The following is a 14827-nucleotide window of genomic DNA, read 5'->3' on the forward strand; positions in this document are numbered from 1 at the left end:
CCATTGTTCGGACGGCCCGGGCGGTTCCAGCCGTTGTCAGGACGGTCGGGACGACCTGCGCCGGGACGATCCGGACGATTGCCGCCCTGGTCCGGCCGGTCTGGACGGTTCCAGCCGTTGTCGGGACGATCAGGCCGCGAGCCGCCATTGTCAGGGCGGCCTGGGTTGGGCCGATCTGGGTTGGTGGGGCGGTCGGGCCGCTGTCCGCCGCCGTCAGGACGACCGGGCTGGCCGGTTCCCGGGCGGTCCGGGCGATTCCATCCGCTGTCCGGGCGATCCGGGCGGCTGGGGCGTTCGCCGCCGGTGCTGGGGCTGTCAGGGCGTGTCCAGCCGCCTTCTGGACGCGACGGGCGGTCGGGACGGGGCTGGCTGACCTCAGGACGGCTGGGGCGCTCAGACATTCCCGAGCGGTCGGGGCGCATGGCGCGTGGGCCATCGCCGCCGCCGCGCGACGGGCGTTCGCGGGAAGGCTGGTTCTGATCCTGGGCCAGAGCCTGGATCGGCGCCGCAAGCGGCCCGGCGAAGGCAGCGACGGCGGTGAAAGCCAACAAGAGGCGTTTCATGGTCTTTGGTTCCTGCACGCCGGTTCTCCAGCGGCTTGAGGTGATCTTCGTCTTTGTCGATGAACCCAGGCTGAACATTGTTAGCAATCAACAGACTGCTGGAAACAGCCTATGAAAAAGCCCCGCGGAACAGCGTCCGCGGGGCTGAAGAAGCGGGGCCGCTTCGATCTCAATAGACGCCGGCGATGACGCTGGCGATCAGGCCGGTGGCGACGGCCATCAGGACAATGTCGTTGCCAGCGTGGACGTAACGATAGCCGCGCGGCGCGGGGCGCAGATTATAGACGTACGGGTCGCGCACATAATAGCTGCGGTACTGGGGCGGCAGGTATCCGCCCGTCTGCCAGCGATAACCGGAATAGCGCGGATCGACCCGGTAATAGCCGTAGCTGGGCGCGTACCAGTAGCCATTGCGTGGACCGTTATAGCCCCGGAAGTCTGCGCGTCCGCGCCACCAGTCGCGGTTGTTCCGGTCCCAACGATCATTGCGATAGTCGTTGCGGTAGTCGCGGCGGTCCCGATTGTCGGGGCGGTAATCAGGGCGATAGTTGTGGCGATTATCGTAGCGATTGTCGTAGCGGCGATCATCGCGATATTCGCGTCGGTCGCGGCTTTGCGCCTCTGCGAGCAGCGGCACGGCCGTGGTCGACAGGGCGAGGGCGACGACGGCGGCCTTGGTGAGGCGGTTCATCTTCGTGCTCCATTCTGGACCCGCCGACGGAAGCGCCGTCCTTTGGTCCGGTGATGAGGCGAGGGTCGGATTCTGCGCCTGAACGCGTCCTGAACGACCGTGTCAGGATTGATATGGTGGATTGCGCGCGGGCGTCAGTGCGCCAAAATGTCTCTGAACCTCAAGGAGAAGCGCAGATGAGCCGTCCGATTGAACTCTGGTACTGGCCTACGCCGAACGGCTGGAAAATCTCCATCGCGCTGGAGGAGATGGGCCTGGCCTATGTGGTGAAACCGGTGAACATCGGGGCAGGCGAACAGTTCTCGCCAGAGTTCCAGGCCATCAGCCCCAACGGCCGAATGCCCGCCATCATCGACCCTGATGGGCCGGGCGGAGAACCGCTGTCGATCTTTGAATCCGGGGCCATCCTGCAATATCTCGGGACCAAGTCAGGCCGGTTCTATCCGTCCGATCCGCGCGGCAAGGCCGAGGTTGATCAATGGCTGTTCTGGCAGGTCGGCGGGCTGGGGCCGATGGCGGGCCAAACGCACCATTTCCGCCAGTACGCCCCGGCCATGATCCGGGACCAGCGCCAGATCGCCTATGGGGTGCGGCGCTATACGAACGAGACGCACCGGCTGTACGGCGTGATGGAGGGGCGTCTGCAGGATCGGGATTATCTGGCGGGCGAGTACTCCATCGCCGACATGGCGGCGTGGCCGTGGGTTCTGCCGACCCTCCAAGGGCAGAACATGAATGACTTTCCCCATCTGGCCGCCTGGCTGGAGCGCGTGGGCGCACGACCGGCGGTCAAGAAGGGCAGGGCGCTGCTGGAGGAACTGCGCGGCAATGCAGGCGGGGCGGGCAAGGATGCAGAAGCTGCCCGCCGGATCCTGTTCGATCAGCGGGCGCACAAGACGTAAACAAGAGATTTCCGAAATATTTCAGAGGCCTGAATCGAGCGGGGAGTATTCGGTCCTGCTTTACTGAAAAAATCAGCGCGGCCTTTTGCTGTTAACTTTAACTTCAAACCGTCGGTATTTGATTGCGTATCAGAACGCAGGCTCAGAACGATGCCTGTTTGGGAGATACGGTGATGATAGTGCAGGAATTGGCGCACGATCTGCAGGCGGGCTCAGAGGATGAAGGGCTGCCGCTGCCGACCGTGGACATGTCGGGCGACGACCTGTTCAAGCTGGGCATGATGTATTCGGCCGGTTCGGGCGGCTGCCCGATGGACCGGGTGTCGGCCCACATGATCTTTAATCTGGCCGCCTTGAAGGGCTCGGTCGAGGCGCGGGTCTATCGCCGCGAGATGAGCATGGAGATGGATCGGGAAGAGATTTCCGAGGCTCAGAAGGCCGCGCGTCGCTACATCGACCAGGGCGTCGTCAATCTGGTCGCCTGACCAAACCTAGAACTGCGCGTAGCCGTTGCCGTTCGATCCATTGATCGAATAGCTGAAGCCGATGGGCATGGCGGCGCGAACCTGGGTGAAGAAGGCGGCCAGTTCGCCCAGCGTCGAACGCGGCACGAAGATGATGTCGCCGCGACGCAGCATGACGGTCTCTGCGCGTCGGGGGCGCAGATCGATCACCCGCATCATGCTGGACCCGCCCGGCCCGCGCCGGATCAGGGCTGCCCGGTCAGGCCTGCTCGTCGGCGCCAGACCACCCGCCTGAATGACGGCCTGATAGGCCTCCAGTTCTCCGACAATCTCGATCACGCCCGGCGTGCGGACCTCGCCATCGACCCAGACGCGGATCGGGCCGGCCTGACGCAAGGTCACCTCGACTAACGGACGTACCAACTGGGTCGAATAGGCCTGAGATACGGCCTGCTCCAGTTCCGGCAGCGTCCGGTCCGCCGCCATGATCTGCCCGATCAGGGGCAGGGCGATCCGGCCGTCCGGGCCGACCTTCAGGGTCCGTGTCAACTCCGCCGCTGTGGGCGTGGCCACCTCGATCTCACCGCCGGGATACAGCAGATACTCCGGCTCGGCGTCCGTCCAGCGGGCGAAGCTGAGGCCGCCCAGCTCGTTGCGCGGATCGACACCACGCAAGACCGGGCCTTGAGGTTGATGGTTTCGGGGCGCGCCGACGCCGGGCTGGGGCATACGCGAGGCGTTGGCGCTGCCGCCGCAACCCGCAAGCGCAGCTGAGCCAAGGGCCAGAAGGATCAGGCGGCGGTCTGGCGTCATGGAATCGGGCGGGTCCGATGAAAGGAGCGTTCTGCGCAGCTTCGTCACTTATGGGTAACCATAGGTTAACGCGGGTCGGCGAAGGGTGCATTGATAAGCCTGTTTCAAGGATTCGGTCTTCCCAATGCGCTCGACGGCCTACGTCACAACAAGACCGCGTTACGGCGTGCTGGACGTCGTGGGAATGCTGTTCCGCGAACTGCTGCTGATGATCGTGATTTTCCTGGTGATTTTCGCCATCGGGGCCTTCGCGGCGTTCGGCCTGAAGAAGAGCTACACCGCCACGGGCGCGGTCTTCGCTGGCGTGGGCCAGGAATATGTCTATCAGCCGCGCGTCGGCACGGCGGAACGGGGCGGGCAGGCGCCGCAGGGGGCGGAAGTCGCCAACTCTGAAGCCGCCATCATCGGCTCCAGCGCCGTGCGCGAACGCGTGGTTCTGGCGCTGGGCGCACCTGGAGTTCTGGGCAAGGCCACCAAGGGCGATGCCGACAAGGCCAATGCGGCCGCACGCAAGTCCATCGGCGCCGGCCTGGGCGTGCTGACGGCGCCGGGCAGTTCGGTCGTGCGCCTGACCTACAAGGCCGATGACCCTGAACGGGCCGCGCGCATCCTGAACACGGTGATCGAACAGTATCTGGCCTATCGCCGCGAGGTGTTTCAGGACAAGACCCCCGCCATCGCCACCCAGCGGATGGCGTTTGAGGATGATCTGGCCAGCGCCGATCAGGCCTATGAAAGCTTCCTGAGGACCAACGACATCGGTGACTTCACCGCCGCCAAGACGACGCTGGCGGCGACCTATCAGACGGTTTTCACCGACCGCATGTCGACGCAGAGCCAGTTGAACCAGACCAGCCAGCGCCTGAACACCCTGATGGCGCAGCAGGCGACGACGCCGCCTGAAATCGCATTGCAGCAGGACCTGAACATCTCGGCCCAGGACCAGATCCTGCAACTGCGCACCGAGCGTGAGCAGCTTCTGTCGCGCTATACGCCTGACGCCCAGCCGGTGCGCGATATCGAGGCGCGGATCGTGCAACTGCAGGCCTATGTGTCGTCCGGCACCGCGGTCGGCCCCAAGGAAGTCCGCACCGGACCGAACCCGATCTGGACCGAACTGGAGACGACGCGGATCAATACGCGGGCCGAGCGAGATTCGTTGGCGGCGCGTCTGTCGGCTCTGGATCGCCAGTTGAACGACATCCGGGCGCGTCAGGCCCGTCTGACGGCGCTGGAATCCGAGAACTCGACCCTGGCGGGCAACCGCGAGGTTCTGACGGCCAATATCCGCGAGTTCCAGCAGCGTGAAAGCCAGAGCCGCGCCGACAATGCGCTGGTCGCGGCGGGCGCCGATAATGTCACCGTTCTGGAGCGCGCCCAGCCGCCCTCCACGGCCAAGAGCCTGAAGATCCCGGCGCTAGCGGCGGTCTTCCTGTTTGCCGGGTTCACCGCACTGTGCGTCGGCCTGCTGCGGGTGTTCACCCGCAAGGGGTTCACCACCCCGGCCTCTGTCGCGCGGACTTTGGATATGCCTGTTCTCGCTGTGGCGCCTGCCAAGGCCAGATAATGTTACGCTGCGGCGTGACGGAGAGCGCATAGCGATTCGATGGTCGATCTGACTTCGGAAATGGGTGGCCTGTGGGCGGCGCTGGGACCAGCGCCGGCTCATCGTGCGCGCGTCATTCAGTTCGCCTCGGCGGCCTCTGGCGAAGGCGTGTCCACCGTGGCGCGTGAGTTCGCCCGTCTGGCCGCTGTGCGGGCCAGAAAGCCGGTCTGGCTGATTGATGGCGACCTGACGCAACAGGGGCAGCTTGAAGCCATCGCCGGAGAGCCGGATCGGTTCGGACAGATCGGCAAGCCTGCGCGCGCCTCGCCTGACGGCTCCAGCTTCTTTGTGGTGACGCCGCGGGTGACGGGACGGGACGGCAAGCCCGTGCCGTCGTCACGCCTGCTGACGGCGCGTTCCTGCCTGGGCGGGCGGCTGTGGGTGACGCATTTCCACATGGAGGCCCTGCGTTCCGGCCACCGAGTCGAGACAGTGGGCGAGCCGCGCTATTGGGACGTGATGCGCCAGCACGCAGACACCATCGTCATCGACGCCCCGGCGGCGGACCGCAACGACATGTCGATCATCCTGGCGCCCTTCGTCGACATGACGGTGCTGGTGGTTCGGGCTGAGAGCACGGCGGCGAATGAGCCGGTCATCCTGCGTGACGAGATTGAGGCCGTCGGCGGTCGGATCGCCGGCGTAGTGATGAACCGTTCGACCTATCGCGCGCCCGGCTTCCTGCAGCGGCTGACGGGCTAAGCCGTCCGTTTCAGCATGGCGGCGCCGTAAAGGCGCGGCTCGAACCCCTTGGTCCAGAATATTTTACCAAGGCCGCGCGCCAGCCGGTCGTAAACCTCTGCGCGGTTGGGGCGTCTGAGAATGGCGACGCCGATGGAGGTCAGCCCCCAAAGCCCGGCCTGAACCGCGCCCACCAGCATCCACTTGACCACGCCCGCCCGGTCGCCGCGATCCGCCGCCATCTGGCTGGGGCTCTGGCCATAGGCGAAGGCGCGCAGCAGGGCGTAGCGCAGGGTGGCGCGGTCGGCAGGCGCGAACTCGTCCACCCAGGCGTTGGCGGCCCAGCCGAAGGTGCCTCCACGCGCTTGCAGGCCAGTGAACAGGCGGTCGTCTTCGCCCCCCGTCTCGTTCATGGCGGTGTCGAAGGGCGCATTGCCAGGCAGGGCTGTGGCGCGGACCATCAGGCTATTGCCACAGCCGTGGATGTCGTCGGTCAGTCCCGTCTCGGTCGGGCCTGTGCGCCCGAAGAACCGCTCCAGATAGGCGGTGGTCCAGCCGGTTCCGTCCGGCACGCGCCCGCGAATGGGGCCGAACAGCACGTCGGCGCCCGTCTGGGACTGTGCGCTCAGCAAGGCGGCCAGCCATCCGGCAGAAGCCGCCTCATCATCATCCAGAAAGGCGATCAGGGCCGAATCTGTGGCGCTCAGGCCCACATTACGGGCTGTGGCGACACCAGGAACCGGAGCGTGGGCATAGGTCAGAGGAACGGGGGCTTCGGCCCGCATCCGTTCGATCAGGGGCGCGGCGGAGCCGTCCGGATCATTGTCGGCGATGACGATGGTGCTGACCCGGTCCAGCGCGTCCGTTTGGGCGAAGACTGAACGCAGGGCGCGTTCCAGACTTTCAGCCCGGCGCAGGGTTGGGATGATGACGGCGACGTCCTTGGCGACATCGGGGGCGGTTGCAGCGCTCATGTCAGACGGCGTCCGCATAGACGGCGGCCCGGTAGAGTCTCAACGCGAAGGCGCGGGCCTTGGTCGGCAGAATGGGCGTCAACGCCGCCTGTTTCACCAGTCCCCGGATCAGGGGCAGGGCAGGCAGGCGCTTCAACGCTCGCGCGGCCTTATAGCTGGGATAGGTCTGGACGATGGCCGGGTGCAGGGCGACGACGCGGGCGAAGTTGCCAGCGCCCTGATCGAACTTGCCCGCCAGATCAGCGACGGTGTCCAGTCCCATATGGGTGGCGGGATTGTCGATATGGATGACCTGGAATCGCTGCGACACGCGCATGGCCCATTCCACATCCTCCCAGCCCCAGCCGGTGAAGCCGGGGTCAAAGGTCTCTGCATCGAACACGTCGCGGCGCACCAGGAGGTTGGAGGTGTAGACGTATTTCTCTGGCGTTTTGGCGCGCTCGGCGGCGGGAACGCATTCGCTGGCGCCGGACAGGGCGCGGTGGACGGCGAAACGGGCGTCGGTCGGCGCCTGATCCAGCGAGAAGCCGCCGAAGGCCACCGCTGGCGCATCGGCGGTGAACAGATCGGTCCAGTTCTGCAGGAAATGCGGCGTATCGGGCTTCATGTCGCTGTCGAGGAACAGGAAGGCCTGTCCGCGCGCGGCGGTGGTCAGGCGGTTGCGGCCCCTGGCCCGGCCTTCGTTGGCGTCCAGCGTGATCAGGCGGGCGGGCAGGGACAGGGCGTCCAGCGTCGCCTTCAACTGTGCGGTCAGGGCCGTGTCATTCGTGCCGTCGTCCATCAGGATCAGCTCGACCTGTCCGCTCAGCGCCACCGCTTCGGTGTCGAGTTGCCGGATCAGGGCGTCGGGATCATCGCGCAGGAAGGGCATCAGGACCGAGATGGTCGGCGCGGCCGCCGTCCATGCGGCGTTGTCGTGGATGTCTGCGCTCATGCGGCGGCCCCCCGTCTGGCGGCGATCAGGCGGATCAAGAGGTCGCGCACGCCTGCTGCATTCAGCATCAGGGCCAGGGCGGCATAGACCGCGCCGCCGACGCTGGCGTCCAGCACCAGTTCAGCCAGACCTCCGATCGGCGGCAACAGCGCCACGACCCCGGCCATGACCGCAGAGGCGACGCCGCAGCGGATCAGACTGCCCCACGGGATCGGCAGGGCGATGGCCCGGCGGCTGATCAACAGACAGGCGATCAGGCCGATGGCGAAGCTGAGCGCCGTGGCGACAGCGGCGCCCAACACGCCCAGCCGTGGGATCAGCACAAGGTTCAGCACGATGTTGGACAGGGCCGGAATGGCCATGGTCACCAGCAGCAGGCCGGTCTTCTTGCCCAGCGTAAATCCGAAGCCGAAATAATAGGCGATCATGCCTGACAGAAAGGCGGAGGCGGCGATCCACGGCGTCACGATGGCGGCGGCGGCGCGCAGGTCCTGACCGATCATCAACTCGGCCATCGGTCGTGCGACCAGCGCCAGTCCGACAGCGGCGGGCAGGCCGATCAGGATCAGGGTCGAGCCCTGCACCAGCGCCGTCTCGCGCAGAGCCTCGCGTCCGCCGCGCTCCAGCGCCATGACCATGGCGGGCGCGCCCGCTGCGCCCAGCCAGATGAACATCACGTCCAACGTCCGGTTCGCCAGACTATAGCTGGCGTGATAGGCGCCGACCGCCGCCGCATCCATGAAGGCCGCCAGCAGGAAGCGGTCCGTCGAGGCCAGCACCAGCGCCAGCGTCAGGGACGCGGCGATGGGATAGCCATAGGCCGCATAGGCCTTCAGCCGCTCGCGATCCACGGCCCCGCCGGTCGATTGGGCCAGTTCGCCCGGCAGGATGAAGGGCAGGACGAACAGGGGCGCCAGCGCCAGACCCAGCAGCGGGGAGGCGGCGCCTGCGCCCGCCAGCGCAAACCCGGCGCCGACAAGAAACCCGAAGATGGAGACGAACATGTCGACATTGGCCGCCTTGGCGACCTCGCCCGCCGCGCGGTAACGCTCCTGCGCCAGCTTGGCCAGATTGCGAATCGGCGCCCCGGCCAGACCAAAGGCGACGGCGATCTTGAACGCAGGCGTCAGCGGCAGCAGCCACACCACCAGCGCCGCAATCGGCACGAAGACGGCGATGATAGCGAACGAGGTGCGGTACAGGCTGGCGAAATGGGTGCTCAGGCCCTCGGGCGTGCGCTCGGCCGCCCAGAACCGCGCCATCGACGCTTCCAGCCAGCTGAAGGTCGCCGTATGGGCCAGGGTGGTGACCGAAAAGGCCAGGGCGTAGTGACCGAAGTCTTCGGGGCTGAGCAGCCGGGTGAAGACGACGATGGTCAGGAAACCGACCACCCCCTGCACGACCTGTGCGGGCAGATAGCCCCACACGCCGCGCCAGAACATGCGTTTCTCACTCACCGGACGGCAGACCTGTCGCCCAGCAGAACGGGAACGGTGATCAGGATCACCCACGGGTCCAGCCAGAAGGACTGACGCTCAATATAGTCGATATCCAACTGCACGCGGCGGCGGACCTCTTGCTCGGTGTTGACGGGGCCGCGTGAGCCCTTGATGGCGGCCCAGCCGGTCATGCCGGGTTTGATCCGGTGGCGGTGGGCGTATTCGGCGACCAGACGGGCGGATTCGGTGTCGCCGGTCTTCATGCCGATGGCGTGGGGGCGGGGACCGACCAGAGACATCTCGCCGGTCAGGATGTTGAAGATCTGGGGCAGTTCATCAAGGCTGGTCGCGCGGATGAAACGACCGACGCGGGTGACGCGGCAATCATCGGCGGTGACCTGCTTGCTGGCCGTGGCGTCGGCGTCGGCATGGCGCATGGAGCGGAACTTCCACACCACGATCTCTTCGTGATTGAAGCCGTGTCGACGCTGGCGGAAGAAGATGGGGCCGGGGCTGTCCAGCCGAATGGCAAGGGCCACCAGGGCCATGACTGGCGCGGCTGCGATCAGGGCGATCAGGCCGACAATGACATCCAGCATCCGCTTGTTGAACGCCTTGCGGTCGGCGTGAGCAGGTCCCCCCAACGGCGCCAACGGGGCGGAGGCCAGACGATCCAGGGCGGCGTCGACGCAGCCCCCTTCGACCAGAACTGTCAGGGCGTTGGGCAGGCTTTCCAGCCGTCGTGTCAGGTCGCGCACCCGCTCTCCGCCCTGGGCGTCGATAGCCAGGACGATGCGGTCCACATAGGGCGTCATCCGATGGCTGATCAGGGCGTTCGCATCGCCCAGCACCGGCACGCCGCCTATGTTCCTGGGCGAACGCGCCAGCCGGTCGTCGAACACGCCCAGCACATTCAGGTCGCGCCGTTCCAGTGCACGCTGGATCAGGGCCTCGGCGTTCCGGGTGGCGCCGACAATGACGATATTGGGCGACAGGACGCCCTTTCTGCGCCAGCGCATGACGATGGTCAGCCAGACGCTGTGGAGCACCAGCAGCGCCGTCGTCGTCGCCAGAATAAAGACGCTCGCAGCCGCCAATCCCTGATCTCCGAACATCAGGCTGGCGATGAAGGCCGCCGTCGCCGCGGCCAAAGCCAGGCCGATGATCGAGGCGAGATGCACCAGAGGTCTGCGGTTGCGCCTGAAGCGATAGAGGCTCAACCCGCGCATCAGACCCAGAATCACGACGCCCGCCGTCAGGCTGGGGGCGATCAGGGCCAGGGTCAGGGCGCCCAGGCCATTGGGCGCCGTGGTCCAGGCGACGGCCAATCCTATGGCGAAAACCGCCAGCACGTCGGCGGCGCGGAAATAATGGGCGGCCAGCCGCACGCCCGAACGCTGGCGCGCACTCAGCCAGACCTCGGTCCTGAACGGCCCGCGCGCAGCCCGCCTGGCCGCCGTATCGGTCGGCGCGGTCAGCGAATCCGCTAGGTGAGAGGCGCAGTCGGTCATGTCGATCCGTGGTTGGCGAACGCGGACATTCACCACAACTGGCCTCTATGTCGCGTTAACATGAGGACTTTCTCTCGAAGCGGATTGCGCGACGCAGCGACCTCCGCTATCGACGCCTTCGCTGGAGACGTGGCCGAGTGGCTGAAGGCAACGGTTTGCTAAATCGTCGTACCCTGTAAGGGGTACCGAGGGTTCGAATCCCTCCGTCTCCGCCATTGCCTTATTAGGGCTGGCTTTTCCGCAAAATCAGCGACTTATAGCAAGTGGGTTACATCTGGAGCAGATGGAGCCCCTATGCTGACCTGCGCTGACCGAGCGCGACCTACTTACTGTTTTCGCCGGGTGATTCCCGAAGAACCGCGCCTCGCTTTCAGAGGGAAGTGCGGCCTAACCCTTGATTTTCATCGCGGCGAACTGGCGGCTCTTATTGTCGGAGCAGTTTGCTAATCGCGGCGCCGGAGATTGTACGGCCCTCGGGTGGCCGCATGCCGGTGTTGGTCGTCACCAGCATACGATCTCGATTAGACCCTATCGCGTGTAGCTGGCGACCAGTCGTCCCTGGGTGTCCTTGATCGTCGTTCGGATCGTTGTCAGTTCGGAAAAATACCGTTCGCCATCCCAGGTGAAGGTGACTTCCCGATCGCGAGGAGGCGTTTTGCCCCAGGTGTGGCGCGCTTTTTCACAAATGGCGTCTATCGTGGCCTTATCCAGCTTCGACATGGCGAACTTCACTCCAAACTTTGTCTTTAGCGGCTACGATCATTTGACCCCGGACTGGGGTGAACCTGACGCAACAGGGACCATTGGGGCTTTAACCGTTCATGCGGGGGAGCCCTGATCCTTAGCCGATCATTCTAGCAGTTTCACAAGGACGGCGGGCACGAAAAAGCCGCGCACCGGGGTGCGCGGCTTTCTTTGTTCAGCGGTGTGATCAGCGGCGGGGGCGGATCAGCTGGATGCTGTCGTCGCCGTCGCCCGCCCAGCCGGATTTGACGGCGGCGTAGACGTTGCCGCGGCCGTCGGCGGCGACGTGGTTGGCGGTCGGCGGGGCGGGCAGGTTGGCGACGATGCGGCCGTCGACGTCGACGACGGTGATCGTGCCTGCGCCGAAGTTGCTGACATAGGCGCGGCGGGCGACGGGCTCGAACGCGACGTTCAGGGCGCCTGCGCCGACCGGGGTGTCGGCGATGACCGAACCGTCTGCACCGTTCAGGATCACCAGATTGTCGGTGCCTTGGGCGGCGGCGAAGATGCGGTTGGTGACCGGATCATGGGCCACGCCGATCACGCCACGCGCGCCTGCGACCTTGAAGACGTTCTCGACAGCGTCGGTCTGGGTGTTGATGACCGCGATCTCATTGGTCGAATTCGAGGCCACGTACAGGCGGCGCGCCTGGGCGTCGTAGGACAGGCTGGCGGCTGAGAAGGTTTCGCCGCGCACGGTCGATTCGATCTTGATGCGTTTGGACACCGCCAGGCCGTTGGTGTCGAAGACTACGATCTCGGGCTGGAAGGTGGCGCTGACATAGGCCTTGGACGCGGTCTCATCGATCACGACGTCGCGGGCGTGGTTGACGGTGCCGGGCTCGAACTGACGCACCAGCGACAGGTCGCTCTGGCGATAGACGGCGACCGTGTTCTGGCGACTCTGGGTCACCCAGACGGTGTCGTGGGCATCGTCGACGCCGACGCCGTAAACCGCGAAGACGCCGCCGTCGGAGGTTTCGCCCGCGGCATTGGTGCGACCCGGTGCAGCGGCGGGCGGCCGACCGCCGAGGTGACGAAGACGGCGTTGCGCTTGGCGCTGTAGGCCGTCTGATAGAGGCCGCGCGTCAGGCGCGAGTTGGTGATGCGGAAGTTGCTTTCACCCGACAGCGGCACGTTCGGCGAGATTTTCAGGTTCGCCAGCACCGCATTGTACGGCGCCTGCGACACCACCACGATCGGGTGGTTTCCGGCGGCGGCGTCGGCGGGTAGGGTCAGGCGGGCCTCAAACCCGCCCTCTGCGTTGGCCACGATGGCGCCGGTCGACAGCGGCGTCTGGCCGTGCAGCAGGGCGATGGCCTGACCGGGACGGAAACCCCGGCCCGTGGCGACGACTTCGCCACCCGCCAGCACGGGCAGGCCGCGCTGGGCCGAGGCGAAGCTGACGGAGCCTTCCTGCAGGCGTTCCGGCGCAGTGAAGACCGATTGCGCCGTGGCGAGTGAGGGCAGGGCGACGGTCGAAACCGCCAGAAGGGCGCCGAGGGCGACGCCGCGCAGTGAGTTCTTGAGCATGGTCATGATCACGTCTTTCCAGATCAGAAGCGAGTGGTCAGGCCGACGAAGAAACGCCGACCGGGAGAGTAGTAGCCGTCACCCGAGGTGCCGCTGATCTTCTCGGAGAACAGGTTGGTGACGCCTGCGCGCAGGGTCACGGTGTCCGAAGCCTCGAAGGCGGTGGTCAGGTCGAACTCGGTGTGGCTGTTGGTCAGGGTGGCGCCGCCGCTGAGCTGTTCGCCGGTGTATTGGGCCGACAGCATGAAGCCGAGACGCTCGGTCGCGCGCCAGTCGAGCGAGGCGAAGCCCGACCATTCCGGCGTGGTGATCAGGTTGGCGCCCGTGTCCAGGTTCTTAGCCTCGATCATCCAGGTGGCGTTGCCGCGCAGGGTCAGATCATAGGGCAGGCTGGCCTGGCCGGTCAGTTCCAGCCCCTTGGTGCGGGCGCGCTGGATGTTCTCGTTCTTGGTCCACCAGCGGCCTTCGTAATAGCCGAGCGGCGCGTACTGAATCTTGTTGTCGAAGTCGGTGAGGAAATAGGTGGCGCCGAACCGGTAGCTGGCCCCGTCATAGGAGAAGCCGACCTCATAGCTGGTGCTTTCCTCAGGCTTCAGGTCCGGGTTTCCCGTCATCCAGCATGAGCCGGAGGTATAGGTGATCGGCTTGCCGGCGCTGTCGAGCAGCGGATTGCCGTTCTTGTCCTTGGCGACCATGCCGACCAGACCGCGACAGCCGTTGCCGCCCGAGTTGGTGGCGGCGCCTGCACTGTTTTCCTTCAGCGACGGGGCGCGGAAGCCCTTGGAGACGCCGCCGCGGATCGTCCAGACGTCCGACGGGTGCCAGACCAGATAGGCGCGCGGGCTGAAATGCTCGCCATAGCGGTGGTGGCTGTCCAGGCGGGCGCCCAGCGTCAGCAGCAGATTCTCACGCAGGGTGATCTGGTCTTCGGCGAAGATGGCCGCCGTGTCGCCCTTCAGCGTCGCGCCGCTGACGACATTGCCGTTGAAGTCGATGGGGACCGTGCCGACGGTGTCGGTGTTGGTCAGCTGTTCTTCGCGGTACTGGCCGCCGATGGCGAACTTGTGCTGCCAAATGAAGTTCTTTTCGAAGTTCAGCAGGCCGTCGACGATCCATTCCTCGAACTCGCCCGCGCCGCCGTACTCGCCCATCGCCTTGTTGGTGAAGGCGTTGCGATAGACGTCCAAACGCGTGTCGCCGAACGACCATTTGCCTTCGTGGCTGGCGCGGAAGTTGGTGCGCTCGGTCTTGGAGCCGAAGGCGCTCTGCGGGGTCAGGACGCCGTTACGGTTGGGGACCAGGGTCTTGGGTGCGAGCGGCTCTTCGATGCCGTAGCTGCCCTCGAACGAGAAGTTGTGGTTCTCGATCGGCGCCCAGTTCAGCACGCCATTCAGGGTCTTGTTGATGACGCCGCCCGTGCCGTTGTTGCCGGCGAGGTTGACTTCATCGGGGTTGGTGCGGGCGTAGGTGGCGCCCAGACGCAGGCCCAGAGTGTCGGTGATCGGGCCGGCGACATTGACGCCCAACTGATAGGCGTCGCCGCGCTGGCTGTCCTCTGACCAAGTGTAGCTGGTATTGGCCGAACCGCGCCACGTCGGGGCGATCTTGCGGGTGATGATGTTGATGACGCCGCCCATGGCGTCGGATCCGTACAGCGACGACATCGGACCGCGTACGACCTCGATCCGCTCGATCATGTCGGGCGAGATCCAATTCAGATCCTGACGGCCCAGGTCGGGGCGATAGCTGATGTCGCGCGAGTTGCCGACGCGGCGGCCGTCGACCAGCACCAGCGTGTAGTTGTCGGGCAGGCCGCGAATGGTGATCTTGGACATGGCGCCGGTCGGGCTGATGCCGCCGGTCACGCCGGGCAGGCGGCCCAGCAGTTCGGCCAGGCTCTGAACCGGCTGGCGTTCAATATCCTCGCGGGTGATGACGCTGACCGAGGCCGGGGCGTCGCGGACATCGACGC

14 protein-coding genes, 1 tRNA gene and 1 pseudogene are annotated in these 14827 nt (G+C 65.8%); 5 read left to right on the forward strand and 11 right to left on the reverse strand.

Annotation, left to right across the window (positions count from 1 at the left end; genetic code table 11):
- Together QZ281_RS06405 and QZ281_RS06410 are read right to left on the reverse strand one after the other, a co-directional pair.
- Window positions 1–563 (reverse strand): annotated as a pseudogene (locus tag QZ281_RS06405) (hypothetical protein); the annotation flags it as partial.
- A 169-nt stretch (window positions 564–732) separates the two neighbouring features.
- Window positions 733–1254: an RcnB family protein gene (locus tag QZ281_RS06410; RefSeq protein ID WP_292226110.1), complete on the reverse strand. Its 522-nt coding sequence runs from the start codon at window positions 1252–1254 to the stop codon at window positions 733–735.
- Window positions 1255–1430: 176 nt separating this feature from the next.
- Between QZ281_RS06410 and QZ281_RS06415 the strand changes: the two genes are divergently transcribed.
- Both QZ281_RS06415 and QZ281_RS06420 read left to right on the forward strand, forming a co-directional pair.
- A complete protein-coding gene (locus QZ281_RS06415) occupies window positions 1431–2156 on the forward strand; it encodes a glutathione S-transferase N-terminal domain-containing protein (RefSeq protein WP_292226113.1) in 726 nt (241 codons plus the stop codon).
- A gap of 173 nt (window positions 2157–2329) precedes the next feature.
- Window positions 2330–2641 (forward strand): sel1 repeat family protein, encoded by a 312-nt coding sequence (locus tag QZ281_RS06420; protein ID WP_292226115.1) that lies wholly within the window; start codon window positions 2330–2332, stop codon window positions 2639–2641.
- 6 nt (window positions 2642–2647) lie between these two features.
- Here QZ281_RS06420 and QZ281_RS06425 read toward each other — a convergent pair whose 3' ends face one another.
- A complete protein-coding gene (locus tag QZ281_RS06425; RefSeq protein ID WP_292226118.1) occupies window positions 2648–3433 on the reverse strand; it encodes a polysaccharide biosynthesis/export family protein in 786 nt (261 codons plus the stop codon).
- A 124-nt stretch (window positions 3434–3557) separates the two neighbouring features.
- Between QZ281_RS06425 and QZ281_RS06430 the strand changes: the two genes are divergently transcribed.
- Both QZ281_RS06430 and QZ281_RS06435 read left to right on the forward strand, forming a co-directional pair.
- Window positions 3558–5000: a chain-length determining protein gene (locus QZ281_RS06430; RefSeq protein ID WP_292226120.1), complete on the forward strand. Its 1443-nt coding sequence runs from the start codon at window positions 3558–3560 to the stop codon at window positions 4998–5000.
- Between the two features lie 39 nt (window positions 5001–5039).
- On the forward strand, window positions 5040–5741 hold the full coding sequence (locus QZ281_RS06435) for a hfsB (RefSeq protein ID WP_201100474.1): 702 nt from the start codon (window positions 5040–5042) through the stop codon (window positions 5739–5741).
- On the opposite strand, the gene QZ281_RS06440 is transcribed toward QZ281_RS06435, so the two are convergent.
- The 4 genes from QZ281_RS06440 to QZ281_RS06455 are packed head-to-tail and all read right to left on the reverse strand — an operon-like array spanning window position 5738 to window position 10578.
- Entirely contained in the window at window positions 5738–6694 is a 957-nt protein-coding gene (locus tag QZ281_RS06440; protein ID WP_292226124.1) for a glycosyltransferase family 2 protein, read from the reverse strand. The two genes, QZ281_RS06435 and QZ281_RS06440, sit on opposite strands and share 4 nt — an antisense overlap.
- Window position 6695: 1 nt before the next feature.
- On the reverse strand, window positions 6696–7628 hold the full coding sequence (locus QZ281_RS06445) for a glycosyltransferase family A protein (protein WP_292226127.1): 933 nt from the start codon (window positions 7626–7628) through the stop codon (window positions 6696–6698).
- Window positions 7625–9070, reverse strand: a complete 1446-nt coding sequence (locus tag QZ281_RS06450; protein WP_292226130.1) for a lipopolysaccharide biosynthesis protein — start codon at window positions 9068–9070, stop codon at window positions 7625–7627. Before QZ281_RS06450 ends, QZ281_RS06445 begins: the two co-directional genes overlap by 4 nt.
- A gap of 11 nt (window positions 9071–9081) precedes the next feature.
- Window positions 9082–10578: an exopolysaccharide biosynthesis polyprenyl glycosylphosphotransferase gene (locus QZ281_RS06455; protein WP_292226133.1), complete on the reverse strand. Its 1497-nt coding sequence runs from the start codon at window positions 10576–10578 to the stop codon at window positions 9082–9084.
- A gap of 123 nt (window positions 10579–10701) precedes the next feature.
- Here QZ281_RS06455 and QZ281_RS06460 point away from each other — a divergent pair.
- A tRNA-Ser gene (locus tag QZ281_RS06460) sits at window positions 10702–10793 on the forward strand.
- A 313-nt stretch (window positions 10794–11106) separates the two neighbouring features.
- On the opposite strand, the gene QZ281_RS06465 is transcribed toward QZ281_RS06460, so the two are convergent.
- From QZ281_RS06465 to QZ281_RS06480, 4 genes are all read right to left on the reverse strand, one after another.
- Window positions 11107–11298, reverse strand: a complete 192-nt coding sequence (locus tag QZ281_RS06465) for a hypothetical protein (protein ID WP_292226136.1) — start codon at window positions 11296–11298, stop codon at window positions 11107–11109.
- A 211-nt stretch (window positions 11299–11509) separates the two neighbouring features.
- Window positions 11510–12235: a hypothetical protein gene (locus tag QZ281_RS06470; protein ID WP_292226139.1), complete on the reverse strand. Its 726-nt coding sequence runs from the start codon at window positions 12233–12235 to the stop codon at window positions 11510–11512.
- Window positions 12232–12861 carry a hypothetical protein gene (locus tag QZ281_RS06475; RefSeq protein WP_292226141.1) on the reverse strand — a complete coding sequence of 210 codons (630 nt, stop codon included), beginning with the start codon at window positions 12859–12861 and terminating at the stop codon, window positions 12232–12234. The genes QZ281_RS06470 and QZ281_RS06475 overlap by 4 nt, the downstream gene beginning before the upstream one ends.
- Before the next feature lie 17 nt (window positions 12862–12878).
- The coding region (locus QZ281_RS06480; RefSeq protein ID WP_292226144.1) for a TonB-dependent receptor at window positions 12879–14827 on the reverse strand (1949 nt) is incomplete at its 5' end.

The organism is Brevundimonas sp. (genome assembly GCF_018608325.1).
Lineage (GTDB): Bacteria > Pseudomonadota > Alphaproteobacteria > Caulobacterales > Caulobacteraceae > Brevundimonas.

Bases quoted from the DNA above. Each gene is read 5' to 3' on its own strand.
- QZ281_RS06410 (WP_292226110.1), bottom strand. From the start codon at position 1,254: ATGAACCGCCTCACCAAGGCCGCCGTCGTCGCCCTCGCCCTGTCGACC.
- QZ281_RS06415 (WP_292226113.1), top strand. From the start codon at position 1,431: ATGAGCCGTCCGATTGAACTCTGGTACTGGCCTACGCCGAACGGCTGG.
- QZ281_RS06420 (WP_292226115.1), top strand. From the start codon at position 2,330: ATGATAGTGCAGGAATTGGCGCACGATCTGCAGGCGGGCTCAGAGGAT.
- QZ281_RS06425 (WP_292226118.1), bottom strand. From the start codon at position 3,433: ATGACGCCAGACCGCCGCCTGATCCTTCTGGCCCTTGGCTCAGCTGCG.
- QZ281_RS06430 (WP_292226120.1), top strand. From the start codon at position 3,558: ATGCGCTCGACGGCCTACGTCACAACAAGACCGCGTTACGGCGTGCTG.
- QZ281_RS06435 (WP_201100474.1), top strand. From the start codon at position 5,040: ATGGTCGATCTGACTTCGGAAATGGGTGGCCTGTGGGCGGCGCTGGGA.
- QZ281_RS06440 (WP_292226124.1), bottom strand. From the start codon at position 6,694: ATGAGCGCTGCAACCGCCCCCGATGTCGCCAAGGACGTCGCCGTCATC.
- QZ281_RS06445 (WP_292226127.1), bottom strand. From the start codon at position 7,628: ATGAGCGCAGACATCCACGACAACGCCGCATGGACGGCGGCCGCGCCG.
- QZ281_RS06450 (WP_292226130.1), bottom strand. From the start codon at position 9,070: ATGTTCTGGCGCGGCGTGTGGGGCTATCTGCCCGCACAGGTCGTGCAG.
- QZ281_RS06455 (WP_292226133.1), bottom strand. From the start codon at position 10,578: ATGACCGACTGCGCCTCTCACCTAGCGGATTCGCTGACCGCGCCGACC.
- QZ281_RS06465 (WP_292226136.1), bottom strand. From the start codon at position 11,298: ATGTCGAAGCTGGATAAGGCCACGATAGACGCCATTTGTGAAAAAGCG.
- QZ281_RS06475 (WP_292226141.1), bottom strand. From the start codon at position 12,861: ATGACCATGCTCAAGAACTCACTGCGCGGCGTCGCCCTCGGCGCCCTT.